Origin of the sequence: Coleofasciculus sp. E1-EBD-02, from assembly GCF_040218245.1 — a bacterium.
Lineage (GTDB): Bacteria > Cyanobacteriota > Cyanobacteriia > Cyanobacteriales > Coleofasciculaceae > Coleofasciculus.
Window position 1 is genome coordinate 41,769 of sequence record NZ_JAVJQN010000093.1, and the last position, 11,427, is coordinate 53,195.

Sequence of the window (11,427 nt, forward strand, 5' to 3'; positions counted from 1 at the left end):
ATATGGTTCAAGGCAAGACTTTATGGTTTTGCCTTGAATTGTCGTAATAGAACGCATCAAGAGGTAAACTACATGACCCAGAAAGCCAGCAAGCTCGTCATCGTCACGGAAAAGGTGCTACTGAAAAAGGTCGGCAAGATCATCGACGAAGCCGGAGCTACCGGTTATACGGTGGTGGACGCTGGCGGTAAAGGCAGTCGCAACGTGCGCTCGTCGGGACAACCCACCGTTTCCGACAACTTCTCGAATGTAAAGTTCGAGATACTCACCCCCAATCGGGATATGGCCGTGAAGATTTCGGATGAGGTCGCAGCGAAGTTTTTCGACGACTATTCGGGCATCAGCTATATCTGTGATGTGATGGAGGTACTACACGCGCACACGTTCTAACTCAAAACCCCAGTCAGAAGTTCCGTTCCGAAAAACCAAAACTGCCTCACTGTCCAGCTTTCCGCGATTTTTTAGACGTTCGGCTAGCGCTCAGACTTCGGCGAGCTGCCGCCCGACTTACAATCGCTGAAACCTTTATGTAGCGTGGGTTTCAACCTATCTCTTGTCTATTGTCAAAATAGCGCGTTGGCGGAGCCTGTTCCGAAGAAACGTATCGCGCTATTTTGGCATGCTGGGAAGATGGGGAAGATGGGGAAGCAAATAACCAATGACGTAGCTTGCTGATCAAGGGAGCGAGTATGACGAATGACAAATGACAAATGACAAATGACAAATGACAAATGACAAATGACTGTGAAGTATTCAGGGAACCTCTTATCGTACTGCTATGGTCTTAACCTCATAAGTAGTCGATTATCCACAACGTATCCAGATCATGAAACCCTCTTCCCGATTCCCTGTTCCCTCGACTAAGATGACCCGCCATTTAATATCAGAGGGGGTGTCTTTGGGGTTAAGAACCACGGGCTGGTCAGCAAGTTTAGCCGTTGTCCTCGCTAGTACGAATGTTTTAGCCGTCAACCCTGTCAACCAAAACCTCCCCGTTCAAAATCAGCTTCAGCGTGATGCTACCGTTGCTCAGAATAACACTGATGACCCTCGATTCACCTGCCAATTCTTCGATGGGGAATACACGGTGATGTATCACCCCGAAAGTCAACCTGAGCAAGCTTATGCGTGGGCGACTCCGAGTTTGATGGGTGGAGGTTGGACTCCAGAACGCCGCTGTAATGAAATTAGCCGCCGTTTGGAGTTTTATCGACCGGATGGGTTATTGGAAATGCGGACAGCGACGGAAAATAACTACGATATTATTTGTGTCACGACTCAGAAGAACCCAGACTGTCAAATCGTCCTGACTATACCACCGGGTCAAGATCCTCAACTCACTCGCGATCGCGTGTTTGAAAATTTGACGGTTGCTGATAGTGGTCAATCGACGGATGCTGTTACCACTTTTATTGAAGATGATAACCGTTCAGATCTGCTGGATCAGGTGTTAAATGAGGGGTTATCGGTTTTGGGAATTGGTCAACCGTCTAGACCGAGTTCTGAAGCCATTAACTTGCGACCTTTTCTTGATCCGGCTGATGGGGGAACAGGAACTCAATTGCGCCAGGGGACACCTGTACACTCAACTCCCCGTCTAAACCCTGATAATTTCCGATGAATCAGGTTCAATTTCGGATTGAGGAACACTGAGATCTAAGAAGTTTTGGTGGTTTAAAATCTCGAATAGGTTGACATCTGTTTCCAGTAAACAGGCATGACCTGACTTCGGCAGCACCGACATTGTAGCGTTTGGCAGATAGTTGACTAAGGATTTGGCTTCGGCTAACGAACACCACAAGCGATCCGCAGCGCTGGCGAGAATGAGGACGGGTTGAGTCAACGGTTCAAGTGCTGCTGGATCAACCTTAAAATTCCTCAGCATGGATACTCGCCAATGCATCGTTTTTGCGGGTAAAGACCGCATCGCCTCTAAGAGGGCGCGGCGATTACTGGGAATCATCCGATTGAGGGATGATAAGATGGGTAACAATGTCAAAGTAGATAGGTGATAAACATTATCGGGTAATACGCCTAACCATTGTGATCCCCATAGCAACCAAGAGGGTTGACTCACGGATGTAGCTGGGTTACTTAAAATGATTCGGTGCAACAGATGGGGGGCGGTGAGGGCGACCTTTAGGGCTAAACAGCCACCAAAAGACTCGCCACACAGATAAACGCTTTGGCTGCGTCGTTGGCTGAGTTCTGTGGCAATTAAGCTAGCCACCTGATTGGCTAAGTCTTGCCAGTTACTCAAATAGTGGGGAGGAATGACCAAACACCGAACATCAAACGCTGCGGCTAAGTTGGGTATCTGCGATCGCAAGAGCTGACCTGTTCCATCCATCCCCGGTAAATAGACGAACAAGGGATAATCCGGATTTGGCGATCGCGGTTTCAGAAAATAAGGATGACTTTTTAGCTCTGGCATCATTGACTTTAGGTAGCCTTCGCTTATACTAGACAATTTCCCCCCTAGGGGCTTTCTCGGCTAAAGCTGAGATCTGTATCGATTAGTCTTGACACAACCCTTAGGGATAGTTATTTAATCTTTCTTTACAATAAGCGGTAATACGGCTGACTGGCAAATAGTCTGAAAGTGGGGATGATTGAAATGCTGGGAAATATGGGAACAATTAGGGAGCTGGCGCAGCTTATCGCAGTAGTCTTAGCCCCAATTCAACAACAGGAGTTGACAAAATCGCTATTATATGGATAGACGGCAAATTACCAAGACTTACCTCTGCTACTGCCTTGACTTAATCTCAGTTCCGTTGACCTGTCACTCAACCTAGAGAAGAGCTTGAACTCTCCTAAATTTAACGAAATAATTCTTTATATTGAGAAATAACTCCTTTTTTTTAGTTAGTTCAAGCATTTTTCAACAAAATTTAGTAAAGTTTGTTAATATTTTGTAGTATTTAATACTTTTTTTGGGCAAAATGCTAAATAAAGCCAACTGGATATACCATGACAACCAAGTAAGGGAGGGTGTTTTTGTAAACAATCGATGACTTCTAATCGGACTCAAAGAAACACATTGACCGTTAAAAGCAACGTAGCCCACAAACTCAGGGACTTCCTGTGCCGAAGCCTAGGTAAGAGGAGTCCCGATTACCAAGAGGCTAGGGTAGAGAGTATCCACAAATACAGGAGGACAGATCATGGTCTAGAATCTATCCAGCAACGGTTAAGCGATCGCATGGCTAATATGGAGACTATCCTCGCCTTGAGGCAAGTAGCCAAAACCATCATTTGGGGAATTAATTCCCTTAACTCATTTAACCAATTCCTTGTCAAACAAGAGTTTGGCAGTTCGTCCAAGATACGGAAACACTACCCTAACTGTGCAGGTCTTGTACAGTATCGGGGAATCAGTTAGACTAACAGCTTGTCTACTCGTGCTGACTATTCCCAATAAACATCGATATCTACCAAAAACCTGGCAATCCCAGTGACTTTAACCAAAAAACTCTCATTTAAGATCATGCAACATAAGTCATTCCTCGGCATTGGGGAACGTTAGCGAATCATCGCTAAAGGACATCCCCACTTGTTTTTGGGCGATGGAAGCCTAATAGTGTTCCGTCGTTTTCAGCCAAAATCACACTTACGGCTGACTAAACGAGAAGATGGTTGGGAAGGAGGCATCTATTTCTTGCATAAAAAACTGAGGCATAAAAATCATGTTGAATAATTTTAGTACCGATCCCATTTTTACACCTGAACAAGTTTTAGAAAATCGCGGTCGAGTTGCCATATTCATTGATGGCTCGAATCTGTTTTATGCAGCTTTGCAATTAGGCATTGAAATCGATTACACGAAACTGTTGGTTCGTTTAACGGCTGGTTCACGATTGCTGCGATCCTTCTTTTACACTGGTGTTGATCGCACCAATGAAAAGCAGCAAGGGTTTTTGCTGTGGATGCGCCGTAATGGATACCGGGTGATTGCTAAGGATTTAGTGCAGTTACCCGATGGCTCGAAAAAAGCCAATCTAGATGTCGAAATAGCTGTCGATATGATGGCATTAGTGGGGTCTTATGATACTGCCATTCTCGTCAGTGGTGATGGTGATCTAGCTTATGCGGTAGATGCCGTCAGTTATCGAGGAGTGCGGGTTGAGGTGGTTAGTTTACGTTCAATGACTAGCGATAGTCTGATTAATGTTGCGGATCGGTATATTGATCTGGATCAGATTCAAGAAAGTATCCGCAAATCCCCACGACAAAACTATACCTATCGTCCGTTATCCGGTATTGGTATGATGGATGATCCCGGAGATCCTTCCATGGGTCATTAAGCTGTTCGTCATGGAAACGTTATTGTCAATAATGGCAATGTCGAAATTCTGGTAATGCGAGCCAGAAAGCTCGCTACGAATACCCGAATTTGAATTCATGAGTTATGAGTCATTAGTCCTGAGTTTTTAGCGATAAGGACTAATGACTCATCATCAAAATTTCACGAAGCTAGCTCCAATGATTTTGAGTTGGAAACGATGTTTTGCGGTGAGCCTCTGTCTATTGGCTTATGCTCCACTCTTCGGCTGTCAGACTGACAGTCAAACGGTCAAGAAAATTCAACAAGATACAGAGTCTACCGATATTGAAGGATCTCTTGTATTCAACAATGTCACCTTGGAGCAAGCTGATGAACAAGGTCGTCCTTTATGGCGGGTAAAAGCTAACCAAGCAACCTATACTAAAGACAAAAAAATCGCTAAAGTTGAACAGCCCATCGGTGATTTATTTCAGGATGGAAAGGTTATTTTAAAAGTATCAGCCAAGAGTGGGGAAGTTCGGGAAGATGGGAAACAAATCTTTCTGCGAGGAGATATTACGGCTACTGATACCCGCAATGGCGCGGTTTTTAAGGGAGAGGAATTGGAGTGGTTACCCCAGGATGAGTTGTTAGTGGTACGCCGAAACTTAGAGGGACGCCATCCTGAACAAATCGAGGTCACGGCTAATGAAGGACAGTATTTAACCCGAAGTGAGCAAATGGAACTGAAAGGCTCGGTTCAGGCAATCTCGAAAGATCCCAATGTGCAACTGAAAACAGAGCAGTTACTTTGGCAAATCAAAGGGCAAAAGTTAATTGGGGATCAACGGACTCAAACGGAACGGTACAAGGATAACACTGTGACCGATCGCGTAGTCGCTAACCAGACGGACTATAACCTAAAAACCAAAGTCGCGATCCTGAAAAAAGATGTTCAGCTTACGTCCATTGATCCCCCAGTTTTAATCTCCAGCAATGAGGCAATCTGGGATGTCAAGGCGGAAACAGTCCGCTCAAATCAGCCTGTTCAAATTGTCCATCAGGGCGAGAATGTGGTGATTACAGCGAATCAGGGACAGGTAGATTTAGAGAGCGAAGTCGCCAATTTAAAGGGGGGTGTCCAAGGTGTGGGTAGTCGCAATCAAGCCGAACTCTACGCCAATCAGGTTAGGTGGGACATTCCCACTCAGAATATGCAGGCGTCGGGGAATGTGATTTATAAACAAGTTGATCCCCCCTTTAATGTCACTGGAGCCACCGCCGTAGGTAAATTACAGGATCAGAGCATGATCGTCAGGAGTGGATCGAGCGATCGCGTCGTCACCGAAATTGTCCCCTAGAGCGCCGGTTTAGTAATCAGGATTGGCGCTCTAGCGGTTTGGGGCGCACCCTATCGCCAACCAAATGATGTGGATTTAGCAGTAAAAGCAGCGATTGAAATACAATGGGTGGTTTGTCGCTTAAATCAGAAATGGATTCGCGAAAAAGGACGCTCAATTCAAATTCACATTGGTTTAAATACTGGCATGGTTGCGGCGGGAAATATTGGGTCTAAAACGCTGATACAATATGCGACAATTGGGGATACAACCAATGTGAGTAGTCGAATTTGCGAAGTCTAATCAGCAAAAATACTTAGTTAAACGAGAACCTATGACTTTTTTGCAACTTGCCGTCATTACCGGTCTTGCCTTTGTGTTGATCAAATTTACCGCCTCTCTGTTTGGCTATGGCAATAATCGCGTCTTAAATAGCTTGGTTACAGCCATCCTCGCCATCTTTGTCACCTTTGAACTGGTAAAGCTGGTGCAGGCAATCTTTGTCAAATTAGGATAGGACGCTGAAGATCCCCCATCAGTCAGTAGGTGGGGACAATTAAAAAGTTAACGGTGGAGAACTCGCTGCCCTTGAGAAGCAAGCTACGTCATTTGTAAGGTTGTTTATATAACTTAATAGGGTTGAGCCATTCCAGGATGGGGCGGTTAAAACCGCATCTACACAAACAAAACCTGCCTTCGCAGGTTTCTAAATCTTAAACAGGATTCATAGCGATGAATTCACCCCTTCAACCCATCACCGCAATTATGGGTATTCAACCGGACATGATATTAGGTGTTACCGCCCATCCTAAACGAGTGGGCTGCTGGTAAATCCGTTTCAACGTGTTGATATCCCGCACAGAGATTTCTGGCGGATAGCGAACTTGGGAATAGTACATCGTATCCGTTTCCACCGGAGAATGACCCCAAATCCCCAACGCATGTCCGAGTTCATGACGAGCCGTGGCTAGGGTATAATCTACCGTTTGGTGGGGACTCAGAGAAATGGTAAACTTGTGCGCTAAAATACGTTGTGATTCCTCAACACCGGGACGCAGATAAAATTCGTAGCGAGTTTCTGCGGCGCGGGCGCGAATGTTCTCAAATCGTTGGGTTTCGCGGTTAAAGGAAGCTTGCAAAGGAGGGCGCGATCGCACAATAATAATATCTGCTGATTCTGTCTCAGAAACCACCTGTAAGGGCAAATAGACAGTCCATTCCTCTACGGCTTCTAATACAGCATCGTACCAATCGTGGAATCGTTTAGCACTAGCCGAGGATTCCGCTGATTCTTTGGGGTGTTCAATATAAACCTGAACCGGAAACTCAGACCAAACCAGATACTCCACCGGGGTTAACTTAATCTCCGTGAAATAATCACCAGCATCAGTCTGATCATCCCACTGCGCCAATGGTTGGGGGAGTGGGTGAGGTTGAGGCATCGGGAGAGAGAACGGAATCCCAGGGACATGCCAAGATATCGATAGTAACAGAATCAACCCACTGGTCAAGATCGTGATCCACAAGAGACGTTTCCTGGTGCTATAGAGGAAACGCCTCAACCTGCGAGTTGCACTTTTTTTCATCCCAAATTGGTGACTTGGGTCATTCCTTCCTAGATAATCCTTGGGTGTAACCCAGTTAACATTGCTGTTTTTGTCTGGGGCTAGTTGTAACAGACAACGAACAGCAAACAATGGACAACCCATTATTGATTCAACCACCCTGCACTGAGAACAATGGTCAAACCGATAAAGATAATGGCAAGCACCCAAGTCACCCGATTGAGGGCGGTTTCGGCACTTTTGGCGCTGGTAAACAGTTGGGCTTGACCCCCAATTCCGCCAATACCATCCCCTTTGGGACTATGAAGCAACACTAAAACAATCAAACCGAGAGCAGATGCTGCCCAAATAATTTGCAGAACTTGACTGGTCATACTTGATTATGGCTTATTTGTCAATGGCAATGTGGTCTTCTTTTTTCGTCCAAGACCAAAGACTATAAGGCAACTCGTACTGGCGTCCGATTCTTCCGTACATCAAACTCCACGGGTTTAATCATAGAACGTCCCGTCATGTCTTCCGGTTGTGGCAGGTTTAAGATGTCCAGAATCGTCGGTGCAATATCTGCCAGCCGTCCATCGCTCCGCAGAGCAACGTCCGTGCCATGTCCAGGGATTTTTAATTTTTCCCCTTCTATCAGAATAAAGGGTACAGGGTTGGTTGTGTGCGCTGTCCAAGCATTACCTTGTTCATCTCGCATGTATTCCGCATTCCCGTGATCGGCGATAATGATTGCGGTTCCACCCACTTTGTTGATGCTCTCAATCAACTGTCCCAAGCAGTGATCCACGGTTTCAATGGCTTTCACACAGGCGTCTGTATTTCCCGTATGTCCCACCATATCCGGGTTGGCGTAGTTGATCACCACCAAGGAGTAAATCATTTTGCTAATCGCCTTTACCGCTACATCCGTCACATCGACGGCGGACATCGCCGGGGCGCGATCGTAGGTTGCGACCATGGGACTGGGAATCAGTTCCCGATCCTCTCCTTCAAAGGGTAATTCTAAACCGCCATTAAAAAAGTAGGTGACATGGGCGTACTTTTCAGTTTCAGCCGTGCGGAATTGGCGCAACCCATTCCGGGAAACGACTTCGCCGAGAATATTATTCAAGTTCTGCGGCTCAAACGCCACCAAAACCGGGAAGCTGGGATCGTACTGGGTAAACGTGACAAACGCTAGGGGTTTAATCAATTCCCGTTCAAATCCGTCAAATTCCGGATCAGTCAAAGCTTGAGTTAATTGTCGGGCGCGATCGGGACGGAAGTTAAAAAAGATTATCCCATCCCCCGGTTCCAATGCACCCGACGTAATCCGAGTCGGGAGAATAAACTCGTCAGTAATGTCCGCCTGATAAGACGCTTGCATCACCTCAACCGGACTCCGACCATCCCCAGTCCCATCCTGGGTGATCATGTCGTAAGCTTTTTGGGTGCGATCCCAGCGATGATCGCGATCCATGGCATAGTAGCGACCACTAATCGTGGCAATGCGTCCAATGCCAATTTTGTCAATATGCTCTTGAATGGTCTGAAGATAGCTGATCCCGGAGTTGGGGCTGGTATCCCGACCATCCATAATCGCGTGAACGCAAACATCAGAGAAGCCTTGGGATTTAGCAAAATCGAGTAATCCCAGCAGATGGTTGATATGGGAATGCACACCACCGTCCGAACATAAGCCGATTAGGTGTAACTTACCCCCTTGACGCTTCTTCAGTTCTTGGCTCAATTTTTGCAGGGCTGCATTCTCCCTGATCGAACCATCTTCCACAGCATCTGAGATGCGAACTAGTTCTTGGGGGACGACACGCCCAGCACCGATATTCAGGTGACCCACTTCCGAGTTACCCATTTGACCCTCTGGTAGACCAACGTCTTTACCAGATGTGCGAATGGTTGTACTGGGATAAGCCGTCAACAGGCTATCCATCACAGGGGTTCGAGCCATGGCAATGGCATTTCCATCCCTTGCCTTGCGGTAGCCCCAGCCGTCCAAGATGACTAGCACCACAGGAGATACAGGTGCTTGCATCATAGTATCGCTCTTTATTCCTATACTAATTTCACCGCCATGATATCATTAGTTTCTTGATTTGATGGCTAATTTTTGCCTTTCTTTTGACTTTTTAGCCATTTTGCCGGAAAATTTAGCAGCTTCTTCGGTCTATTTTCTTTCTCTGGAATCATTGTTCTCGATACGCTCTTTGCAGAGGATACTTGTTGATACTCTTCTCAACTAGCTGACTCTTGTATCATGAGTCAGGTGACTTCAGAAGAATGTTACTGACTCCCATAGCCGGAATTTTCGTTTCCGCGTCAAAGCGAAAGTAAGCATCGAGCTTACGGGGGAATCCTTTGACTGACTTTTCACGGGAAGTCTAAAAACCTGAGTCGGGGCGGGTTTAGTTACTTAGGGTTGCAACCGAAAAGATAGTGGTGAAACCCGCCCCTACAGAGACACCCCATACCGTGAAAAGCTATAATTTTGTGAACCCGTTGAAACGGGTTTAAGCTTTTAGCCCCAACTTTAGTTGAGGGCTAACTTTTTTAGCGACGTTTGGCGGCGGCTTTCTTCTTGGCAGCTTTTTCAGCTTTCTTGGCGGCTTTCTCGGCAGCGATCGCGGCTAATCGTGCCTGTTCTTTCTCCTCGGCGATTTTATCCAGATAGTAGTGATAATCCCCCAAATAAGTGCGGAACTCGCCATCACGAATTTCCACAATTTTGGTCGCCACTTGGGAAATAAAATAACGGTCGTGGGAGACAATAATCACGGTACCGTCATAATGCTGGAGGGCTTCCTCTAACATTTCTTTGGCGGGAATATCCAGGTGATTGGTTGGCTCATCCAATAAGAGTAAATTCGCGGGACGCAGCAACATTTTTGCCAAAGCCAGACGCGCTTTTTCACCCCCACTCAGGGATTTAACTTTTTTGAATGCCGTTTCACCACTGAAAAGAAACCGTCCTAATAAGGTGCGAACTTCTTCATTTTTCCAATCGGGAACTTCATCATGAATGGTTTCCATGACGGTTTTAGTTGACTCCAGCGCTTCGGCTTGATTTTGCTCAAAGTAGCCGGGGATCACATTATGCTTACCCAGTTCCACAATCCCTTCCGTGGCGTTTTCCATCCCCATCATCAGGTGTAATAGCGTGGATTTCCCTGATCCATTCGGTCCCAAGAAAGCAATGCGATCGCCCCGTTCCACTAGCAAGTCTGCACCGAGGAAAAGAATCTTGTCGTCGTAGGTATGCACCAATTCCTTAATATTGACAACCTCGCGACCACTCCGAGGAGCTGGGGGAAAGCGGAAATGTAAGCTTTTTAAGCTACCCGTTGGTGCTTCAATGCGTTCAACTTTTTCTAATTGTTTCTCGCGGCTTTTTGCTTGGGTGCTGCGGGTTGCACTAGCGCGGAACCGTTCAACAAAGGCTTGCTGCTTTTCCAGTTCTTTCTGCTGACGCTCATAGGAGCTGAGTTGGGATTCTTTCATCTCAGCTTTTTGCTGCAAGTACGCCGAATAATTGCCCAGGTAGGTGGTAGAGACGCCGCGTTCAGTTTCCACAATCTGGGTACAGAGCCGATCCAGAAATTCCCGGTCATGGGAGACAATCACCATCGGGGTTTTTAATCCTTTCAGGTAATTTTCTAACCATTCGATGGTTTCTAAATCGATGTGGTTTGTCGGTTCATCTAACAGTAATAAGTCAGGGCTTTGCAGCAGTATTTTGCCCAAACTCATCCGCATTTGCCAACCGCCGCTGAACGCACTGACTAAGCGATCGCCATCTTCGGGAGCAAATCCCATTTCCGGTAATATCTTCTCTATTTGGGCTTCCAGGCTATACCCATCGAGGGCTTCAAACTGACGCTGCAATTTATCCAACTTGTGGATCAGGCGATCGAGTTCATCGGGATCAGCGGTTTCCATGTCCCGTTGCACCTGCGCCAGATTATGCTGTACTTGGTTGGCTTCCGTGAATACCGTCCAAAACTCTTCGCGCACCGTGCGACTGGGATCAACCTCAAATTCTTGGGTGAGGTAAGCAATGTGGAGACTGGTAGGGCGGATCACTTCCCCAGCCGTGGGTTCTATCTCCCCAGCAATAATCTTAAGTTGAGTGGATTTACCCGCACCATTAACGCCAACTAAGCCAATGCGATCGCCCGGTTTGACTTCCCAGTTGACATCCTTGAGAACTTCGCCAGTGGGATAAATTTTACTAATGTGTTCTAGTCTCAGCATGGGT

11 protein-coding genes and 1 pseudogene are annotated in these 11,427 nt (G+C 46.5%); 7 read left to right on the forward strand and 5 right to left on the reverse strand.

What is annotated here, in order from left to right; genetic code table 11:
- Positions 1-72: 72 nt before the first annotated feature.
- Positions 73-390: a P-II family nitrogen regulator gene (locus tag RIC07_RS15405; RefSeq protein ID WP_446375916.1), complete on the forward strand. Its 318-nt coding sequence runs from the start codon at positions 73-75 to the stop codon at positions 388-390.
- Positions 391-826: 436 nt separating this feature from the next.
- Positions 827-1,621 carry a COP23 domain-containing protein gene (locus tag RIC07_RS15410; RefSeq protein WP_446395304.1) on the forward strand — a complete coding sequence of 265 codons (795 nt, stop codon included), beginning with the start codon at positions 827-829 and terminating at the stop codon, positions 1,619-1,621.
- Here the strand turns inward: RIC07_RS15410 and RIC07_RS15415 are convergent.
- The gene (locus RIC07_RS15415) at positions 1,598-2,437 is read right to left on the reverse strand and encodes an alpha/beta fold hydrolase (RefSeq protein WP_446395305.1); all 840 of its coding nucleotides are present in this window, start codon (positions 2,435-2,437) and stop codon (positions 1,598-1,600) included. The two genes, RIC07_RS15410 and RIC07_RS15415, sit on opposite strands and share 24 nt — an antisense overlap.
- Before the next feature lie 576 nt (positions 2,438-3,013).
- On the opposite strand from RIC07_RS15415, the gene RIC07_RS15420 reads away from it, so the two are divergent.
- From RIC07_RS15420 to RIC07_RS15440, 5 genes and pseudogenes are all read left to right on the forward strand, one after another.
- The gene (locus tag RIC07_RS15420) at positions 3,014-3,385 is read left to right on the forward strand and encodes a hypothetical protein (RefSeq protein ID WP_446395306.1); all 372 of its coding nucleotides are present in this window, start codon (positions 3,014-3,016) and stop codon (positions 3,383-3,385) included.
- A gap of 304 nt (positions 3,386-3,689) precedes the next feature.
- A complete protein-coding gene (locus RIC07_RS15425; RefSeq protein ID WP_446354357.1) occupies positions 3,690-4,307 on the forward strand; it encodes a LabA-like NYN domain-containing protein in 618 nt (205 codons plus the stop codon).
- Between the two features lie 142 nt (positions 4,308-4,449).
- Entirely contained in the window at positions 4,450-5,628 is a 1,179-nt protein-coding gene (gene lptC / locus RIC07_RS15430) for an LPS export ABC transporter periplasmic protein LptC (RefSeq protein ID WP_446395307.1), read from the forward strand.
- Positions 5,629-5,658: 30 nt separating this feature from the next.
- Positions 5,659-5,907: pseudogene (locus tag RIC07_RS15435) on the forward strand (adenylate/guanylate cyclase domain-containing protein); the annotation flags it as partial.
- 34 nt (positions 5,908-5,941) lie between these two features.
- Positions 5,942-6,124 (forward strand): hypothetical protein, encoded by a 183-nt coding sequence (locus RIC07_RS15440; RefSeq protein ID WP_446378398.1) that lies wholly within the window; start codon positions 5,942-5,944, stop codon positions 6,122-6,124.
- Positions 6,125-6,380: 256 nt separating this feature from the next.
- On the opposite strand, the gene RIC07_RS15445 is transcribed toward RIC07_RS15440, so the two are convergent.
- The 4 genes from RIC07_RS15445 to RIC07_RS15460 form a co-directional block, all read right to left on the reverse strand.
- Entirely contained in the window at positions 6,381-7,049 is a 669-nt protein-coding gene (locus RIC07_RS15445) for a matrixin family metalloprotease (RefSeq protein ID WP_446395308.1), read from the reverse strand.
- Between the two features lie 266 nt (positions 7,050-7,315).
- The gene (gene secG, locus RIC07_RS15450) at positions 7,316-7,546 is read right to left on the reverse strand and encodes a preprotein translocase subunit SecG (RefSeq protein WP_044209019.1); all 231 of its coding nucleotides are present in this window, start codon (positions 7,544-7,546) and stop codon (positions 7,316-7,318) included.
- Positions 7,547-7,608: 62 nt separating this feature from the next.
- Positions 7,609-9,210 carry a 2,3-bisphosphoglycerate-independent phosphoglycerate mutase gene (gene gpmI / locus RIC07_RS15455; protein ID WP_446395309.1) on the reverse strand — a complete coding sequence of 534 codons (1,602 nt, stop codon included), beginning with the start codon at positions 9,208-9,210 and terminating at the stop codon, positions 7,609-7,611.
- Between the two features lie 512 nt (positions 9,211-9,722).
- Positions 9,723-11,423 carry an ABC-F family ATP-binding cassette domain-containing protein gene (locus RIC07_RS15460; protein ID WP_446395310.1) on the reverse strand — a complete coding sequence of 567 codons (1,701 nt, stop codon included), beginning with the start codon at positions 11,421-11,423 and terminating at the stop codon, positions 9,723-9,725.
- Between the last annotated feature and the right edge of the window lie 4 nt (positions 11,424-11,427).